This is a genomic window from Micromonospora sp. NPDC047187, from assembly GCF_040643355.1.
Taxonomy (GTDB): domain Bacteria; phylum Actinomycetota; class Actinomycetes; order Mycobacteriales; family Micromonosporaceae; genus Micromonospora; species Micromonospora salmantinae.
On record NZ_JBEYUF010000032.1, the window covers coordinates 1 to 18273 of the forward strand.

Here is an 18273-nt window from a genome sequence, read left to right on the forward strand (position 1 = left end):
TCGCCGATCTCGGTGTGGATGTGCAGATCACCGAGCTGGACGTGATGACCGGCGGCAACCAGGCCAACATCTACGGCGCCGTCACCCGCGCCTGCCTGGCCGTCTCGCGCTGCACCGGCATCACCACCTGGGGTGTGCGGGACTGTGACTCGTGGCGTGGTTCCGACAACGCTCTGCTGTTCGACTGCAACGGCAACAAGAAGGCCGCGTACACCGCCGTCCTGGACGCCCTCAACGGTGGCTCCACCCCGCCCACCACGCCCCCGCCGGGCTCCGGGGTGGACACCAGTGCCTGGTACGTGTTGCTGAACCGGAACAGCGGCAAGGCGATGGACGTCTACGCCTCGGCGACCAACGACGGGGCGCGGATCAGCCAGTGGACGCGCAACAACGGCGTCAACCAGCAGTGGCAGTTCGTCGACTCGGGGGGCGGCTACTACCGGCTGAAGGCCCGCAACTCCAGCAAGGTGCTCGACGTCAGCGGCTTCTCCACCGCCGACGGTGGCGCGATCGTGCAGTGGTCCGACCTCAACGGCACGAACCAGCAGTTCCGACTCGCGAACTCGGCCGACGGCTACGTGCGCCTGATCAACCGCAACAGCAACAAGGCCGTCGAGGTGCAGGGCGCGTCCACCGCCGACGGTGGAAACGTCGTCCAGTACGCCGACTGGGGCGGTAACAACCAGCAGTGGCAACTGGTCCGAATCGGCTGACGACCGCCCGTCATCGACTGGCGGAGCGGGAGTTGCCGGCCGTACGGGATCCGGCCGGCGCCCGCCCAGGCGAGGCGTGACGAGTGGCGGCCCGCCCCCTCCGGGGCGGGCCGCCGTGACCGTCGGGTTACCGCTGCCGGACATCTGCTCGGATCGACATCAATCGTTTGACGTATGACGTCTTACCCGCTAATTTTCACCCCGCGGGCCACCCGGCCGGAGCCACGACGTCGTACCGCGCGATTCGGCGCGGTCTGCCACGAAGCCCGGATCGTGGCATCGCCCATCGACGTACGTCGTTGGCCGCGGGTTGCCCGCACAACACCCCAGACGTGCTGACGCCACCACCACGACGCCGGCACGCACGCCAGGGCACGCGCGGGCGCTCCCGCTCGTGGGTGACCCCGATCGAAGGAGTGGACCATGGAAGCCCTCGGTGAGGCTCGTCCCGCCTCTCGACAAAGATCTCGCTGGCGGTCAGGGTTGGCCGTGGCGGCTGCCGCGGTCATGGCAGCCAGCGCACTCGTCGCGGTCAACGCGGCGCCCGCGGCGGCAGCGACAGTGGACACCAACGCCTCCTACGTGCTGGTGAACCGCAACAGCGGTAAGGCGTTGGACCTGTACGCCTCGGCCACCAACGACGGGGCGCGGATCAGCCAGTGGACGCGTAACAACGGCGCCAACCAGCAGTGGCAGTTCGTCGACTCCGGTGGTGGCTACTACCGGATCAAGTCGCGGCACTCGGGCAAGGTGCTCGACGTCAGTGGTTTCTCCACCGCCGACGGTGGTGCGATCGTGCAGTGGGCCGATCTCAACGGGACGAACCAGCAGTTCCGGCTGGCCGACTCGGACGGTGGCTATGTTCGGCTGATCAACCGCAACAGCAACAAGGTCGTCGAGGTGCAGGGCGCGTCCACCGCCGACGGTGGGAACGTCGTGCAGTACGCCGACTGGAACGGCGCCAACCAGCAGTGGCAGCTCGTCCGCGTCGACGGCGGGACCGACCCCACGACGCCACCCCCGTCGGGTGGTAGCGGGTGCGGCAAGGCGCCGACGCTGGCCAGCGGCACGCACACCATCCAGAGCAACGGCAAGAGCCGGACCTTCATCCTGCGGGTGCCGGCGAACTACAACAACAGCAACCCCTACCGGCTGATCTTCGCGTTCCACTGGCGCGGCGGCACCATGCAGGAGATCTCCTCCGGCGGCACCAGCGGAACCCCGTGGTCCTACTACGGGCAGCAGGAGCAGTCGAACAACAGCGCGATCCTGGTCGCGCCCCAGGGGTTCGGCAACGGCTGGGGCAACTCCGGCGGTGAGGACATCGTCTTCGTCGACGACATGATCAGCCGGATCGAGAGCAGCCTCTGCGTCAACCCGAGGCAGCGGTTCGCGCTCGGCTTCAGCTGGGGTGGCGGCATGAGCTACGCCGTCGCCTGTGCGCGGGCCAACGTCTTCCGGGCCGTCGCGGTCATCTCCGGTGGGCAGATCAGCGGGTGCAGCGGCGGTACCCAGCCGATCGCGTACTTCGGGCTGCACGGCATCTCGGACAATGTCCTGGGCATCTCGGGTGGCCGGGCGTTGCGCGACACGTTCGTCCGCAACAACGGTTGCACCGCGCAGAGCCCGCGCGAGCCGGCGGCCGGCAGCCGCACGCACATCACGACCACGTACTCGGGTTGCCGGGCCGGATACCCGGTGCAGTGGGCCGCGTACGACAACGGCCACATGCCCGGCCCGGTGGACGGCACCTACGCCGAGAGCGGCATCACCACCTGGACCAAGGGTGAGATCTGGAGGTTCTTCGCCCAGTTCTCGTGACTCTTGTCGGCCACAGCTGGCGGCGCCTGCTCCCTTACCGGGGGCGGGCGCCGTCCGTTTCCCGTGACGGTCAGCGTTCGAGGCGGACCGGGCTCCCCGAGCCACTGCGACGGACCAGCCAGGCCTCGGTGATGTGGGTGAACATCGCCTCGGCGGCGCCGTTGGGGTCGTGGGCGGCGATGCGTTCGTAGATGCGTCGGTGACCCTGGTTGGACGCCACGCACAGCGCCCGTTCGGTCCGGCCCATGTACCGGGCGGTGTTGATGACCTGGCTCTCCAGCGCGCGTACGACGCCACGGGCGATCCGGTTCCCGGATGCCTGCATGATCGTGTCGTGGAAGGCCCGGTCGTGGTCGTGGTACGTGACGTGGTCGTCGACGAGTTCGTCCATCCGGTCCACCATGGCCCGGAGTCGATCGACGGTGCCGCTGTCGGCGAGGCGGGCGGCGACGTTCGCCATGTCGGACTCCAGCACCCGCCGGGTGACGACCAGGTCGTCGAGGATGGCGAGGCTGTCGTCCACGGCGATGGTGGCCGCGAGGACGAGTTCGTCGAGCATGTCCCAGTGTGACGGCGGGGTGACCATGGTGCCGGCGCCCTGACGGACCTGCACCAGCCCCTTCTCCTGAAGGATCTTCACTGCTTCCCGGACGACGGTCCGGCTCACGCCGAAGGTCTCGCAGAGGATCGGCTCGGGAGGTAGGGACGACCCGGACGGGTGTACGCCGCGGACGATGCGCTCCACCAGTTCGGCGGTGACCGCCCTGGCGAGGTTGGTCGGCCGACGCACCCACGCCGGGGTCGCCGGACTGTTCAGGGCTGTCTCCTGCGGTGGCGTCATGTCCCCCTCCGAATGGCTCGCCGTGGCACGACGTCTGGGCCAGTGTACGGCCGACTGTTGACGTCACACGTCATACGAGTTACCTTCCGGTCAACATTTGGCTCGCGGGACACCCGCCGGCCACCCCCCATATAGAGGTGACAATCGATGAGACAGCGCGCAATATGGTCGGCCGTCCTCGTTGTGGGCCTGGCCCTGACCGGTTGTGGAAGTGCTAGCGATTCGGGCAAGTCAACCAGCTCGGACGGCAAGTTGGTCGTGTGGGACTGGAAGTCCGGCGAGCCGTTCGCCAAATCCTATCTGGAGAAGGCCAAGGCCGACTTCAAGAAGAAGCACGCCGACGTCGAGGTCGAGTTCGTCGCGCAGCCCTTCGACCAGTACTACACCCTGCTCGGTGCGGCGATCCAGTCCGGCAAGGGCCCGGACGTCATGCTGTTCAACGGTGGCGGCCAGATCCGCGACCGGGTGGACGCGCTGGTGCCCCTCGACGACTACGTGGCCGAGGACAGGCAGCGGCTGGCCGGCTGGGAGGCGTTCGGCAAGGACGGCAAGACCTACGCCGCCCCGGTGACGCTGCAGGGCTACCCGATCTACTACAACAAGGCGATCTACCAGAAGGCGAACCTCGACCCGGCGAGCCCGGCCACCACGTGGGACAAGTTCGTCGCCGACTGCGCCGCCATCGCCAAGGCCGGCTCCAAGTGCTTCGCCCTCGGCAACAAGGAGGGCGTCGGCATCCAGTTCTGGCTCTCCAGCATGGGCTCGACCACCCTCACCGCCGCGGAGTACGACGCCTGGATCGCCGGTAAGCGCGACTGGAACTCGGCCAACGTCAAGCGGCTCTTCCAGACCTGGAAGGAGACCGGCGACAAGAAGATGAACAGCGACGGGGCCAACTCGACCGCCATGTTCAACGACTCCTTCGCCCTCTTCCAGTCCGGTAAGGCCGCCCACGTCATGGGTCTGATGTCCGACGTGGGGCACTGGCAGGACTTCAACGAGTTCCTGACCGCGGAGAAGCTCGGCGTCATGAAGGCTCCCGTCGTCACCGCCGGCACCACCCCGAGCCTCCCGTACGACGGTGGCATCGGGTACGCGGTCGCCAAGTGGACGAAGGACCCGAAGGTGGCCGCCGACCTGGTGCGCTCCCTGAGCTCGGCCGATGCGTTGAAGGCCTTCTACGCCGACGCCGGCGCGATCGCCGCCGACACCACCATCGACGTGTCGCAGGCCGGGCCGGCCGTCGCCACGCTCGTCGGCGAGCTGAAGAGCGGCAAGCCCGCTCTGCACGTGGCGCTCTCCTCGAAGACGCTGGACCTGATGGGGCGCCTCTCCCAGCAGCTGCTCAGCGGGTCGATCACCGTCGACGAGGTGGTGAAGCAGTTGGCCGCTTCCGACCAGGCGGGCTGACCTCGTGCCGATCGGAAACACGCAACCGTCGGTCCGTCCGGCTTCGGCCGGACGGGCCGGCGGGGCGGCGCCCACCCCCGCCGCGCATCGGCATGGCGCACAACCCCGTCGCACCCGTGGCGGCCTGGGGGCCGAGCGCTTCGCCCCCTACATCCTGGTCCTTCCGGCCGTCCTGATCATCGTGCTGCTGCGGCTCTACCCGCTGCTGCTGGGTGTCAACTTCTCCTTCACCGGTGACGGCGCGCAGAACGGGACCGCTGTCGGATTCGGCAACTACCGCGAGCTGTTCGGAGATCCGCTGTTCCGGACCGCGCTGAGCAACGTCGGGCTGCTGGTGCTGCTGTTGCCGGTGGCGGTGGCGATCCCCGGTCTGCTCGCGACGTTCATCTACCTCCGGGTGCCGGGCCACCGCTTCTACCGCAGCGTCTACTTCTTTCCGGCGGTGCTCTCGCCGGTCATCGTCGGCGCGATCTTCAACCTGTTGCTCGCCTTCGACGGCCCGCTCAACGCCGTGCTCGGGTCGTTCGGTGTCGGTCCGGTGGACTGGCTCGGAGACCCGGACATCGCGATGTTCATGGTGGTGGGCGTGCACATCTGGGCCACCTTCGGGATGGCGCTGGTGGTGTTCCTCGCCGGCTTCGCCACGCTGGACGCCGCGCTCCTGGACGCCGCCCGGGTGGACGGTGCGTCGCTGCGCCAGGTCGTCTGGCACGTCATCATCCCGAGTCTCGCCCGGACCATCCAGTTCGTCTTCGTGACCACGATGATCGGGATGCTGACCTCCATGTTCGGTCTGCTCTTCGTGATGACCAGCGGCGGCCCGGAGGGCTCGACATACCTGCCGGAGTACTACATCTGGATCCAGCAGGGCCAGATGAACCGTCCGGCTCTCGCGTCGGCCGCGTCGACGATCCTCTTCGTGATCATGCTCGTCGTGGGGCTGTTGCAGATCAAGCTGCTCGAACGATCCGGAAAGGAGGATTGATGTCTCGCCTCCGCCTGGGACGGTGGCTTATCGCCATCCCCATGTCGCTGCTCGCCCTGGCGACGATCTACCCCCTGCTGTTCACCGCCAACGTCGCGATGAAGACCCGGCGTGACTACATCCTCGACCGGTTCGGTCTGACCGACGCCCTGCGCTGGGAGAACATCAGCACGGCGTGGAACAGCGTCGGCATGGGCCGTTACTTCATCAACTCGCTGTTCGTGGTGACGGTGTCGGTGTTCCTGCTGCTGCTGTTCGGGTCGATGGCCGGCTTCGCCCTGAGCCAGCTGCGGTTCCGCGGCTCGTCGGCGCTGTTCCTGGGTTGCCTCGCGGGGCTCTTCATCCCGTTCCAGGTGATCATGGTGCCGCTCGCCCGGATCATGGCCGACACCGCGCTCATCGACACGTACCCGGGCCTGATCCTGGTCTACGTAGCCCAGTTCCTGCCCTTCACGGTCTTTCTCATGACGAGCTACTACAAGGGCATTCCGCCGGAGATCGTCGACGCCGCGCGGATCGACGGCAGCACCGTGTACGGCGTGTACCGCCGGATCATGCTGCCGCTGGGCACCCCGGCGCTGTTGTCGGTCGGCATCCTCAACGCCCTGTTCTGCTGGAACGACGTCCTCATGGCGCTGGTGATGATGCCCTCGGCCGAGCACCGGACGCTCATGATCGGGGTGACCTCGCTGCGCGGGCAGTACTCCGACAACATCCCCACCTTCGCCTCCGGGGTGCTGATCGCCGCGATACCCGTCCTGTTGGTCTACCTGTTCCTCCAGCGCCAAATTGCCGACGGCGTGGCCGCCGGTTCCACGAAGGGTTGACATGCGGATCACGGGATATCGGACGCTCTCCACGGTCCAGGAATGGGGCCGACCAGTCGGCGACGCCAACGGTGTGTTCGCCGACGGGGTGGTTCCGGTCTCGATCGTCATCGTCGACACCGACGAGGGCATCTCGGGAGTCGGCCTCGGGCCGCACGTCGAGATCGAGCGGATCTTCCCAGCCATCGAGGGTGAAGACCCCCGGGCCGTGACGTCCCTGTACGACCGTATGTTGCGGCACACCTTCAAGGCGGGCCACGCCGGGCCGGTGTTCGGCACCATCGGCGCCCTGGACACCGCGCTCTGGGACATTAAGGCGCAGGCCGCCGGCGAACCGCTGTGGCGGCTGTTGGGCGGACGGGACCGGCGGGTCACCGCCTACGCGTCGGGGCTGGACATCGGGCTCACCGACGACGAACTCGTCGCGGAGTACGAGGTCTACGCGAGCCACGGCCTGCGGGCGGCCAAGCTCAAGGGCGGCCTCGACGTCGAGCGCGATCGGCACCGCCTGAGCCTGGTCAAGGAGGTCCTGACCGAGGCCGGGCACGGCAGACGGCCGGGCCTGATGCTCGACGTCAACGAGGCGTGGACCCGCAAGCAGGCGGTCCGGCATGTCTGCGAACTGGAACGCACCCTGGATCTCATCTGGATCGAGGAGCCGGTCCGGCGCTGGGACGCCGAGGGTCTCGCCGCGGTCAGCCGAGGCGTGTCCGCGTCGGTCGCCACCGGTGAGAACCTCACCGGGCTCGAACAGTACCGTCCCCTGATCGCCGCCGGCGCTGTCGACATCGTCCAGATGGCGGCCGTCTGGGGGGTCACCCACTTCCTGCGGGCGTCCGCCCTGGCCCACGCCCACGACCTGCCGGTCAGCCCGATCGGCAACAGCCCGGTCGGGTTGCTGCACGCCGCGACCTCGGTGCCGAACCACCTGACCAGCGAGTTGCAGGACCTGCACACACCCGTTGGTGTCTCCATCGACCTGCACGTCGAGGACGGCGCCTTCATCCTCGGCGACACACCCGGGCTCGGGGTCCGGGTGGACGAGGAGCGGATCCGGGCGGTCAACCGCCGCCCGCAGGCGCAGACGGCCGACAGCCCCAACGTCCGGCCGGAGCGGGCCGGACGACGGCTGCTGGCCGGAGTCGACGGGGTGATCCCCACCCGCCAGGTGCCTGTCGTGTCGCTGAACTCCCGCAACGAGGTGTCGCCGACCGTACGGCACTGAGCTGACCACCAGAACAGGAAAGGCGTGGGTGCATCGCGACGGCGGTGCACCCACGACCATGCCCGGTCGGCACGACCGACGTACCGACCGTCGAGACGGAGGAACGATGAAGGCAGTCGTCTACCGGGGAGCGCGACACCTCGGAATCGAGAACCGCGACCCGGAGCCACCGGGCCCTGGCCAGGTACGGATCGAGGTGGCGTACACCGGCATCTGCGGTACGGATCTGCACATCTACCACGGGGACATGGACGCCCGGGTCGGTGACTCAGCGATCATCGGGCACGAGATGTCCGGGCGGATCGCGGCCGTCGGCGAGGGCGTGACCGGCTGGAGCATCGGTCAGGCCGTCACCGTGATGCCGACCCGGCCCTGCGGACGCTGCGCCGCCTGCCAGCGGGGCAACTCCCACGTCTGCCACGCGATGAACTTCCTCGGCATCGACTCGCCGGGTGCCATGCAGTCCTCCTGGACCGTGCCGGTGGAGCTGGTTCTGCCGCTTCCGGACGAGTTGCCCCTCGACCACGCGGCGCTCGTCGAGCCGGTGGCGGTCGCCGTGCACGACGTACGCCGGGGCAACGTGACCGCCGACGACCAGGTGGTAGTGGTCGGTGGTGGGCCGGTCGGCGTCCTCATCGCCACCGTCGCGCGGGGCCGTGGCGCGCGGGTGCTCCTCGTCGAGCCGGACCCGTTCCGACGGGAGGTGGCGGAGGGGATCGGGATCGAGGCCGTCGATCCGCGAGCGACCGACGTCGTGGCGCTGGTCAACGACCGTACCGATGGCGCGGGCGCCGACATCGCCTTCGAGGTGTCCGGCTCCCCGGCCGGAGTCACCACGGCGGTCGACGTTCTCACCACTCGCGGGCGGCTGGTCATGGTGGCGATCCATCCTCAGCCCCGCGAGGTCAACCTGCACCGGTTCTTCTGGCGTGAGCTGGAACTGCTGGGTGCCCGGCTGTATCAGCGCGACGACATGGTGGAGGCGATCCGGTTGGTCGCCTCGGGTGCGATCCCGGCACAGCAGCTGATCTCCCGGGTCGAGCCGGTCGAGGCGGCCAGCGCGGCCTTCGCGGCGCTGGAGGGTGGCGGCGTCATGAAGGTGCTGCTCGATGTGCGGGAGGGTAACCAGTGACCACGTTGTTCGACCTGTCCGGCCAGACCGCCGTCGTGACCGGGGCGCGGCGCGGTATCGGTCTCGCCATGGCCGAGGCCCTGGCCCTGGCCGGCGCCGACATCGTGGGGGTCTCCGCCCAGCTCGAAGCGGAGGGCAGCGAGGTCGAACGCCGGGTGCGCGCCACCGGCCGCCGGTTCACCGCGCTGCGGGCGGACCTCGGCGACCGGGCGGCCGTGCACCGGTTGGCCCGCGACATCACCGCTCTCGGGCCGGTCGACATCCTGGTGAACAACGGCGGCACGATCGCCCGGACCCCGGCTGCGGAGCACCCGGACGAGATGTGGGACCACGTGATCGAGGTGAACCTCAGCAGCCAGTTCATCCTCAGCCGGGAGATCGGCCGGACGATGGTCGAGCGCGGCCGAGGGAAGATCATTTTCACCGCGTCGCTGTTGAGTTTCCAGGGCGGCATCACCGTCCCCGGTTACGCCGCGTCGAAGTCGGGCGTGGCCGGTCTCACCAAGGCGTTGGCGAACGAGTGGGCGGCCCACGGGGTGAACGTCAACGCCATCGCTCCCGGCTACATCGCCACCGACAATACCCAGGCGCTGCGCGACGACCCCGACCGCAACCAGGCGATCCTCGGCCGGATCCCGGCCGGGCGGTGGGGCCGGGCCGACGATCTCGGCGGCGCCACCGTCTTCCTGGCGTCGACCGCGTCGGACTACGTCAACGGCGTCGTGCTGCCCGTCGACGGCGGCTGGCTGGGCCGATGACGGGCGCACAGGAGCCCGGGCGGGCCGGGATCGTCGACGCGCACCACCACCTCTGGGTCCGCGCCCGGCACCCGCAGCCGTGGATCGACCCGGTGACCATGGCGGCCATCGACGCCGACTTCGAACCCGCCGATCTCGCGCCGCTGGCCCGGGCGGCCGGGGTCACCGCGACAGTGGTGGTGCAGTCCGTCGCCTCCGACACGGAGACGGTCGACCTGCTGGGAGTGGCGGCCGAGGACCCACTGGTCCGTGGGGTCGTCGGCTGGGTGGACCTGACCGCCGACGACGTTGCGGAGCGCCTCGACGGTCTGCGGGCGGCCCGAGGTGGGGAACGCCTCGTCGGCATCCGCCACCTCGTGCAGTCCGAGAGCGACCCGGCGTACCTGGACCGTCCCGACGTCCGTCGGGGGATCGCGGCGGTGGGCGCCGCCGGCCTCGTCTTCGACCTGCTGGTACGCCAACACCAGCTCCCCATGGCCGCGCGTCTCACGCGAGACCTGCCCGAGGTGAGCTTCGTCCTCGACCACCTGGGCAAGCCGGCGCTCGGCAGTCCGGAGATGGCCGAGTGGAGCCGGGACCTGCGCTCGGTGGCGGCCTCGGCCAACACGACGGCGAAGCTCTCCGGGCTGGTGACGGAGGTGCCGCTCCCGCACTGGACGCCGGCTGACCTCCGACAGGCCGTCGAGGACGCCCTCGACGCGTTCGGGCCGGACCGACTGATGTTCGGCTCGGACTGGCCGGTCTGTCTGCTCGCCAGTTCCTACCAGCGGTGGGTCGACACCCTGGCGGAGCTGCTGGAGGGCCAGGACGGGACCGGCCGGGCGTCGGTCTGGGGCGAGACGGCCCGCCGCGTCTACGGGCTGGGGCCGTCATGATGGCGCGCGCACTGCCGCGCCGCCCGCAGCTACGGCTCACCGAGCTGGGCTTCGGCGCCGCCCAGGGGGGCAACCTGTACCGGACGACGACGGACGAGGAGTTCGCCTCGGCGGTCGACGCCGCGTGGGAGGCGGGCGTCCGGTACTTCGACACCGCGCCGCACTACGGTCTCGGGCTGTCCGAGCGCCGCCTCGGCGCCGCGCTGCGCCAACGGCCGCGCGACGAGTACGTGGTGTCGACGAAGGTCGGGCGACTCCTGGTGCCGTCGCCTCAGGACGCGCACCTGCGGGACTCCGACGGGTTCGACGTGCCCGCGACCCACCGGCGGGTGTGGGACTTCAGCCGCGACGGCGTGCTCCGCTCCATCGAGGCCAGCCTGGACCGGACCGGGCTGGACCGGATCGACATCGTCTACCTGCACGACCCGGACGAGCACTGGGAGCAGGCGGCGCACGAGGCCGTTCCCGCCCTGATCGACCTGCGGGACGAGGGTGTCGTGGGTGCCATCGGCGCCGGCATGAACCAGTCGGCGATGCTGGCGCGGTTCGTCCGGGAGACCGACGTCGACGTGATGATGTGCGCCGGGCGGTACACCCTGCTCGAACAGGGCGCGGCGGCCGACCTGCTGCCGGCCGCCGAGAACCGGGGGGTGGGCGTGGTCATCGCGGGCGTCTACAACTCGGGTCTGCTGTCGCGGGACCGGCCGCCGGCCGACGCCGTCTACAACTACCAGCAGGCCCCGGTGGCGCTGATCGAGCGGGCGCGGCGGATCGCCACTGTCTGCGAGACGTACGGGGTGACCCTGCCGCAGGCGGCCCTCGCCTTCGTCCGCCGGCACCCGGCCGTGGTGTCGACGGTGGTCGGCGTTCGCAACGAGGCGCAGGCGGTCGAGACGGTACGACGGTCCGGGATCGTCGTACCGGAGGAGTTGTGGGACGACCTGGCGGCGGCCGGGCTGCTCGCCGCGCCGCCCGGCCTGCCTGCCTGACCGACGACGACGTCCCGGCCGGGACCGGCTCCGTTACTCGGACACCGGTCCCGACCGGGACGTCAGTTGTTACCGCGACAGTTGCGGGGTCACACCGCGGTGAACCGCCACTGCTGGTTGGCGGCGCTGTGGCAGGTCCACTGCAACAGCCGGGCGCCGTCGGTGGTGGCGGCACCGTTGACGTCCACACAGAGCCCGCTCAGCACGTTGCGCACCGTGTACACGCCGGAGGTTCCGGTCGCGGTGGCGGTGAACTTCTGCTGGTTGCCGTTGTTGCAGGTGGCCTGCTGGAGGAAGGCACCCGCCGCGGTGGAGCTGCCGACCACCTCGACGCACTTGCCGCTGTGCACCGCCTTCAGGTAGACCGCGCCGCTGCCGGCGTCGACCGCCTGCCACTTCTGGTTGTTGCCACCGGTGGACGCCCACTGGGTGATCTGGGCGCCGTCGGCGGTGGAGACACCGCTGACGTCCATCAGCTTGTTGCTGTGCTGTGCCGTGAGGGTGTAGGTCTTGCCCGCCAGGCCACCACCGGTGCCGGGTGTTCCGACGCCGTTGCCGCCGAAGGTGTGCGAGTCCAGATCGAACGAGTTGCTGCTGTTCTTGAACACCATGTAGAGCGTCTGTGTCCCGCTGAGCGCGGCGACGCTCACCGGAGTCGTGGACTGGTAGTTGTCCCAGCCGCCCGTACTGGGCACCGTGGTGGTGGCCAGCAGGGTGCCGGTCGGCGAGCCGGCGCGCAGCTCGATCGAACCGCCACCGGAGGGCGACGACACCCGGTAGCTGACCGTCGAGATGCCCGACAGGCTCATCGGGCTGAACGCGATCCAGTCGTTGGTGGAGATGTCACCGACGCGCTTGGTGCTCTCCGCCGCGGCCTGGTCGATGACCCGGATGCCGGACTGGCTGCTGAAGTACTCGGACTGCTTGTGCTTCGGTTGCAGGATCGCCTGCGCGGTGCCGGTGAGCGGGGACCCGCCTCCCGAGCCGCCGTTGTCGGTGTACCGCGCGTTCAGCACGTAGAACAGGTTGGCGCCATCGGGGTGCCCGCCGAGCAGATCGGTGGAGATGGTGCCCGAGCAGCCCGGGTACTCCGTGGTCTCGTGCGCGTGGTCGTCGTGACCCAGCGCCGGGTTGAGGATGACCTTCGAACAGTCGACAGTGCCGCCGTCCGGATCGGTCACGGTGATCTGGTACGACACCTTGTCGCCGAAGGTCAGCATGCCTCCGTTGCCCGGTGTGGTGATGGTGACCACCGGGGCGCTGTTGCCCACCGTGATCGGGACGTTGGCGAAGCCGGTCTTACCGGTGCTGTCGGTGACCTTCAACTGGGCCGTGTAGTTGCCGTTCGAGGTGTACGTCTTCGACGGGTTGGCCGCCGTCGAGGTGGTGCCGTCGCCGAACGTCCACAGGTAGCTCAGCGTGTTGCCGTCCGGGTCGGACGTGCCCGCGCTGCTGAACTGGACGGTGAGCGGTGCGGTGCCGCTGGTGGGTGTGCCGGTGGCCTTGACGATCGGGGACCGGCCGCCCTGGATGTAGTCGATCCGGTAGAGCCCGGAGTCGCTGTTGCCGCCGCCGAAGTTGGTGCCCCACTCCAGCAGGTAGAGCGAGCCGTCCTTGCCGAACTCCATGTCCATCGGCTTGTTGAACCCACCGCTGGGCAGGAACGGGTTGGTGCGGGTCACCGCCGTGGAGGAGTCGAAGTGCACCTCCTTGATGTAGTTGCGCGACCACTCGTAGAAGAAGTGCACCCCGTCGTAGTAGGGCGGGAACTTCGTCGCGGACGGGTTCGCCGCGTCGTACCGGTAGACCGGGCCGCCCATCGGCGCGGAGCCGCCGGAGCCCAGCTCCGGGAAGGTCGTCGAGGCGGGGTAGCCGTACCAGATGTTGGGCATGACGACCGGCTTCAGGCTGGTCAGCCCGGTGTTGTTGGGTGAGTTGTTGACCGGTGCCGAGCAGTTGAACTTCGCGCCGACCACGCCGGTGTCGGGGTTGTACGGCGCGTAGGGCTGGTTGTTGCCGTGGCAGAACGGCCAGCCGTAGTTGCCGGGCGTCTTGATCACGTTCAGCTCGACCAGGCCCTCCGGGCCACGGTTGGTGGTGGGCGGGTTGCGGTCCGGCCCGTAGTCGGCCAGGTAGACCCAGCCGGTGGCCGCGTCGATCGAGAAACGGAACGGGTTGCGGAAGCCCATCGCGTAGATTTCCGGCTTGGTCTGCGCCGTGCCCTGGGGGTAGAGGTTGCCGCTCGGGATGGTGTAGCTGCCGCTGGCGCCGGGGCGGATACGCAGCAGCTTGCCGCGCAGGTCGTTCGTGTTGCCCGCGGTCCGGGCGGCGTCCAGGTTGGACTTGCCCGAGCGCCAGTCCAGCGGGGCGTAGCCCTGCCAGTTGGGGTCGAGGTTCGGCGGCGTGTCGTCGCCGGTGCCGATGTAGAGGTTGCCGTCCGGACCGAACTCGATGTAACCGCCGGTGTGGCCGGGCTCCGGGAACGTCCGGTCCCGGTACGCCGGGATGTCGATGATCGTCACGCCGCTGGACGTGTTCAGCGTGTCGCCGCTCATCGTGAAGCGGGAGACCCGGTTGACGTCGGTCGAGCTGCTCGCCGGCGAGTGGTACAGGTACACGTACCCGTTGGTGGCGAAGTTGGGGTCCAGCGCCATGCCGGTGAGGCCGTCCTCACCGCCGGTGTAGACGCTCAGCGTCCCGGCGGTCACCGTGCTGTTTGTGGAGGGTTTGAAGACCTTCAGCTGCCCGCCGCGCTGGGCGTAGAACACGCGCCCGTCCGGGGCCACTGCCATCGCCATCGGGTCGACTGTGTTGTCGTCCAGGGTGCGCTTCTCGAAGTTGCTCCAGACGGTGCCGCCGCAGTCGCCGGGAGCGTTCCCGGCGGCCCACTTGATGCCACCGAGGACGTGGTTTTGGAAGTTCGTCTCGCTGTAGGAGGCGATCGCGTGGCCCATCGCGGTGGCCCACACCCGCCCGCCGCCGGTGTCCCGACACCAGGAGATCGGGTGGTCCGGGCCCATCGCCCGGGATCCCGGGTTGTAGGTGCGCTCGTCGGCGGTCACCAGGACGTGCACCTTGCCGCGCGGGTTGGTGTCGAAGTTGTACCACTCCTCGCTGCGGTTCCACCGGTCCGGCAGGGAGGCCGTCGACGGGTGCTTCTTGTCGGCGACGATCGCGGTGCCGGGCAGCACTCCAGGGGAGTGCTCGGGCATGTGGGCGCCGCCGTTGATGGTCTGGTCCCACCACGGGTACTCGGACTCGATGCCCATGTCGGTGGCGTTGTGGACGGCCACGATGCCCTTGCCGCTGGCGAGGTAGCCCTCCACCGCCTGACGTTGGGCGGTCGAGGTCCAGACCATGCCGGAGGTCTGGAGCATGATGATCACGTCGAAGGTCGCCAGGTTACTGGCGGTGAAGACGCTCGAGTCCTCGGTCGCCACCACCTCGAAGTTGTTCGCGGTGGCCTGCTGCTGGACCATGGCGATCGCGGCGGGGATCGAGTCGTGCCGATAGCCGGTGGTCTTGGTGAACACCAGGGCGCGGAAGGCCGGGGCGGCCGACGCCGGTGGAGCGAGTCCGAGCGCCAGCAACAGGCCGGCGATCACTGAGATGAGCAATGTGTTGCGACGCATGCCGTCTCCTAGGTTGGGCGGGCAACTTCGTTTGCCACCACGGGCCCCACGGCGCGCCAGGTTGTGCCTGGACGCGCAAGGGTGCACGGGGTGCGGTGGTCGGTCTTCGTGCCGTTCGCCGAGACGGCAGTCAGACCCGCAGAACGTCACACAGCGTGATGGTCGCTGTAGATCTCGTCCGTTGATCCACGAGGTCAGGATGAGCTAGAGATAGAACAGTGTCAATTAATGGAGTGACGTCCGACGTCCTGCCCAGGTGACGACGGTCGTGCACGGCTCCCTCGCTGGGGCGCCGCTGTCGATCGGGTGACGGCCCTGGCAATCAGCCCCGGTCGAGGATTGCGGACCCGCATCCAAACATCTATCTTCATACGTGTGATGTTTCGACGATGTCAAGGGAATGTTCGTAACACGCAAACATAAGCCTTCGTCGATAGCCACGAAAGTTCGCTGTGCGGTGCCGCAGAACCGCCGGAGCGCGGGGCTGGATCCAGTCGATAACTACTATCTGTGAGGGCTTTCGGGATGTCAGATCCGCCGCCGACGCCGCTTCTCACCCTTCGGGGCATCGGCAAGTCCTTCCTCGGAGTCCGCGTTCTCGACGGTGTCGACCTCGATGTCGCGCCGGGCGAGGTGCACGCCGTGGTCGGTGAGAACGGGGCCGGGAAGTCGACCCTCATGAAGATCGTCTCGGGCGGGTACGCCCCGGACGGGGGCACCGTCGAGTTCGCCGGTGCGACGCGTACGTTCCGTGGTCCGCGCGACGCGCAGCGGGCCGGCATCGGCATCATCCACCAGGAGTTCAACCTGCTCCCGGAGCGCACCGTCGCGGAGAACGTCTACCTGGGGCACGAGCCGGTCCGACGTGGGCTCGTCGATCGTCGGGCAATGCTCGACCGCACCGCGCGGCTGCTCGCCTCGATCGGTGAGATCACCTTGCCGGCCGACGCCCGGGTGGGGCAACTGGGCGTCGCGCAGCAGCAGGTCGTCGAGATCGCCAAGGCGCTCGCCCTGGACGCGCGGCTGCTCATCATGGACGAGCCGACCGCCGCGCTGGCCGACCACGAGGTCGAGTTGCTCTACGGGCTGGTGCGCCGACTCCAGGAACGGGGCATCGGGCTGCTGTACGTCTCGCACCGGCTCGCCGAGGTCTTCGACCTTTCCGGTCGGATCACAGTGCTCAAGGACGGCCGTCGGGTCACCACGGTGGACACCGTGGACACCACCGCCGACCAGTTGGTGCGGCACATGGTCGGCCGGGAACTGTCCAGCTACTACCCGGACCGGGCCGCCCCCGAGGACCGGGGCCCGGTGCGGCTCAACCTTCGCGACGCGGGAAACCGGAAGCTGCGGGACGTCAACCTCCAGTTGCGCGCCGGCGAGGTGCTCGGCATCGGCGGCCTCCAGGGCTCCGGGCGCTCGGCGCTGGCCCGCGCGATCTTCGGGGTGTCGCCGTTCACGACCGGCGACGTCACGCTCGACGACCGGCCGGTCCGACTGCGCTCACCCCGCACCGCCATGCGGGCCGGCATCGCCTACGTCACCGAGGACCGCAAAGGCGAGGGGATCGTTCCCCGGCAGTCGGTGCTGGACAACGCGCTGCTCGCCAGCCGGGCCGTCTTCGCCGCCCGGTCCGGCCGGGCCGCGAGGACCGCCCGGGTACGCGAGTTGCTGGCCGCCGTGGAGATCCGCGGCGCCGGCGACGACCAGGAGATCCGCTTTCTGTCCGGCGGCAACCAGCAGAAGGTCGTGCTGGCCCGATGGCTCGCGCTCAAACCGCGGATCCTGCTCTTCGACGAGCCGACCCGGGGCATCGACGTCGGTGCGAAGTCAGCCATTCACGACCTCGTCCGCCGCCTCGCCCGTGATGGCGCGGCCGTGCTGATGATCTCGTCCGATCTACCGGAGCTGCTGGGGATGAGTGACCGGATCGTCGTCATGAGGGACGGCCACGTCGCGGGCGAGCTGCCCGCCGGCGCGACCGAGGAGGAGGTCGTCGCCTTGGCGGTCGGCGCCGTGCGGGAGACGGTCCAGTGAGCGCGAGGAGTGAGCGGGGTTTGCGAGCCCCGCAGTCGCGAACCGAGGTGACCCGGTGAGCGCTCTGTCGCTGCTGCCGGCCCGGCGTTCCGTACCGGGCGTGTTCGTGGCCCTGACCCTGACCCTGACGATCGGCTGGCTGGTCGTCCTGCTCGACGGGGGTCAGCTCTTCAACCAGTCCACGACGGTGAGTCTGCTGCATGTCGCCGCCGGCCTCGGGCTGGTAGCGGTGGGCCAGACCCTGGTCATCCTGGGGGGCTCGCTCGACCTCTCGGTGGCGTTCGTGATCAGCCTCAGCACCCTCGTCGCGGCCGAGACGATGAACGGCAGCGACGGCGCGGTGCTGCCGGCGATCGGCCTGGTGCTTGTCGTCAGCGCCGGCGTCGGGCTGCTCAACGGGCTCCTCGTCACCAGGTTCCGGGTCAATGCGTTCATCGCGACCCTCGGCGTCGGGCTGCTGCTCAAGGGTTACCTCGACAACGGTTACGACGGCCCGGCCGGCACCACGGCACCCTCGCTGGTGCAGGCGCTCGGCTATCAGCGCGTCGGTCCGGTGCCGGTGTCGTTCCTGCTGCTGATAGCGGTCACCGCGGCGGCCTGGTTCGCGCTCTCGCGGACCCGCTTCGGTCACCACCTGGTCGCCGTCGGCGGGGATCCGGAGGTGGCCCGGCTCTCCGGCGTCCGCAACGACCGGGTCCTCGTCACCGCCCACATGCTGTGCTCGATGTGCGCGGGGCTCGCCGGCATCTACCTCGCCAGTCGGCTCGGCTCGGGCGCTCCGCGCGTCGGCACCGAGGGCCTCTACGACCTGGAGTCGATCGCCGCGGTGGTGATCGGCGGTACCGCCCTCGCCGGTGGGCGCGGCGGCGTCATCGGCACTGTCGGCGGGGTGCTGCTGCTGGCCAGCATCGACGCCATCTTCAACCAGCTCGAGGTCGACGCCTTCTTCAAGCAGGTGATCCGGGGCGTCATCATCATCGCCGCGGTCGCCGTCTACGCCCGCCGGGCCATGCGAAAGGCGGCCTAGC

Annotated in this window: 13 protein-coding genes and 1 pseudogene; 12 read left to right on the forward strand and 2 right to left on the reverse strand. The window is 69.1% G+C overall.

All coding sequences use genetic code 11. The features are described from left to right. Together ABZ794_RS30620 and ABZ794_RS30625 are read left to right on the forward strand one after the other, a co-directional pair. Nucleotides 1–707, forward strand: a pseudogene (locus ABZ794_RS30620) (RICIN domain-containing protein); the annotation flags it as partial. A 429-nt stretch (nt 708–1136) separates the two neighbouring features. Beyond that, nucleotides 1137–2534, forward strand: a complete 1398-nt coding sequence (locus ABZ794_RS30625) for an RICIN domain-containing protein (RefSeq protein WP_238689549.1) — start codon at nt 1137–1139, stop codon at nt 2532–2534. Nucleotides 2535–2604: 70 nt separating this feature from the next. Here ABZ794_RS30625 and ABZ794_RS30630 read toward each other — a convergent pair whose 3' ends face one another. After that, nucleotides 2605–3375 (reverse strand): FadR/GntR family transcriptional regulator, encoded by a 771-nt coding sequence (locus tag ABZ794_RS30630; RefSeq protein WP_210781643.1) that lies wholly within the window; start codon nt 3373–3375, stop codon nt 2605–2607. Between the two features lie 147 nt (nt 3376–3522). On the opposite strand from ABZ794_RS30630, the gene ABZ794_RS30635 reads away from it, so the two are divergent. The 8 genes from ABZ794_RS30635 (at nt 3523) to ABZ794_RS30670 (ending at nt 11576) form a co-directional block, all read left to right on the forward strand. After that, on the forward strand, nt 3523–4785 hold the full coding sequence (locus ABZ794_RS30635) for an extracellular solute-binding protein (protein ID WP_210781642.1): 1263 nt from the start codon (nt 3523–3525) through the stop codon (nt 4783–4785). A 4-nt stretch (nt 4786–4789) separates the two neighbouring features. Then, nucleotides 4790–5770 carry a sugar ABC transporter permease gene (locus ABZ794_RS30640; protein WP_210781641.1) on the forward strand — a complete coding sequence of 327 codons (981 nt, stop codon included), beginning with the start codon at nt 4790–4792 and terminating at the stop codon, nt 5768–5770. Next, on the forward strand, nt 5770–6597 hold the full coding sequence (locus ABZ794_RS30645; protein WP_210781640.1) for a carbohydrate ABC transporter permease: 828 nt from the start codon (nt 5770–5772) through the stop codon (nt 6595–6597). Before ABZ794_RS30640 ends, ABZ794_RS30645 begins: the two co-directional genes overlap by 1 nt. A 1-nt stretch (nt 6598) precedes the next feature. Continuing rightward, nucleotides 6599–7822, forward strand: a complete 1224-nt coding sequence (locus tag ABZ794_RS30650; RefSeq protein WP_210781639.1) for a mandelate racemase/muconate lactonizing enzyme family protein — start codon at nt 6599–6601, stop codon at nt 7820–7822. A 106-nt stretch (nt 7823–7928) separates the two neighbouring features. Beyond that, on the forward strand, nt 7929–8954 hold the full coding sequence (locus ABZ794_RS30655) for an alcohol dehydrogenase catalytic domain-containing protein (protein WP_357518827.1): 1026 nt from the start codon (nt 7929–7931) through the stop codon (nt 8952–8954). Beyond that, nucleotides 8951–9712 carry a 2-dehydro-3-deoxy-D-gluconate 5-dehydrogenase KduD gene (kduD, locus tag ABZ794_RS30660; protein WP_210781637.1) on the forward strand — a complete coding sequence of 254 codons (762 nt, stop codon included), beginning with the start codon at nt 8951–8953 and terminating at the stop codon, nt 9710–9712. The genes ABZ794_RS30655 and kduD overlap by 4 nt, the downstream gene beginning before the upstream one ends. Continuing rightward, on the forward strand, nt 9709–10587 hold the full coding sequence (locus ABZ794_RS30665) for an amidohydrolase family protein (RefSeq protein WP_357518830.1): 879 nt from the start codon (nt 9709–9711) through the stop codon (nt 10585–10587). The genes kduD and ABZ794_RS30665 overlap by 4 nt, the downstream gene beginning before the upstream one ends. Beyond that, nucleotides 10584–11576, forward strand: coding sequence for an aldo/keto reductase (locus ABZ794_RS30670; protein WP_357518832.1), 993 nt, complete (start codon nt 10584–10586; stop codon nt 11574–11576). Before ABZ794_RS30665 ends, ABZ794_RS30670 begins: the two co-directional genes overlap by 4 nt. Before the next feature lie 89 nt (nt 11577–11665). On the opposite strand, the gene ABZ794_RS30675 is transcribed toward ABZ794_RS30670, so the two are convergent. Next, nucleotides 11666–15208 (reverse strand): ThuA domain-containing protein, encoded by a 3543-nt coding sequence (locus ABZ794_RS30675; protein ID WP_357518834.1) that lies wholly within the window; start codon nt 15206–15208, stop codon nt 11666–11668. Between the two features lie 525 nt (nt 15209–15733). On the opposite strand from ABZ794_RS30675, the gene ABZ794_RS30680 reads away from it, so the two are divergent. Then, entirely contained in the window at nt 15734–17245 is a 1512-nt protein-coding gene (locus ABZ794_RS30680; protein ID WP_357518836.1) for a sugar ABC transporter ATP-binding protein, read from the forward strand. A 55-nt stretch (nt 17246–17300) separates the two neighbouring features. After that, a complete protein-coding gene (locus ABZ794_RS30685) occupies nt 17301–18272 on the forward strand; it encodes an ABC transporter permease (protein WP_357518838.1) in 972 nt (323 codons plus the stop codon). Nucleotide 18273: the final 1 nt, after the last annotated feature.

Coding starts and splice junctions, on each gene's coding strand:
- ABZ794_RS30650 (WP_210781639.1), top strand. CDS start 6,599: ATGCGGATCACGGGATATCGGACGCTCTCCACGGTCCAGGAATGGGGC.
- ABZ794_RS30665 (WP_357518830.1), top strand. CDS start 9,709: ATGACGGGCGCACAGGAGCCCGGGCGGGCCGGGATCGTCGACGCGCAC.
- ABZ794_RS30630 (WP_210781643.1), bottom strand. CDS start 3,375: ATGACGCCACCGCAGGAGACAGCCCTGAACAGTCCGGCGACCCCGGCG.
- ABZ794_RS30625 (WP_238689549.1), top strand. CDS start 1,137: ATGGAAGCCCTCGGTGAGGCTCGTCCCGCCTCTCGACAAAGATCTCGC.
- ABZ794_RS30635 (WP_210781642.1), top strand. CDS start 3,523: ATGAGACAGCGCGCAATATGGTCGGCCGTCCTCGTTGTGGGCCTGGCC.
- ABZ794_RS30675 (WP_357518834.1), bottom strand. CDS start 15,208: ATGCGTCGCAACACATTGCTCATCTCAGTGATCGCCGGCCTGTTGCTG.
- ABZ794_RS30655 (WP_357518827.1), top strand. CDS start 7,929: ATGAAGGCAGTCGTCTACCGGGGAGCGCGACACCTCGGAATCGAGAAC.
- ABZ794_RS30680 (WP_357518836.1), top strand. CDS start 15,734: ATGTCAGATCCGCCGCCGACGCCGCTTCTCACCCTTCGGGGCATCGGC.
- ABZ794_RS30670 (WP_357518832.1), top strand. CDS start 10,584: ATGATGGCGCGCGCACTGCCGCGCCGCCCGCAGCTACGGCTCACCGAG.
- ABZ794_RS30645 (WP_210781640.1), top strand. CDS start 5,770: ATGTCTCGCCTCCGCCTGGGACGGTGGCTTATCGCCATCCCCATGTCG.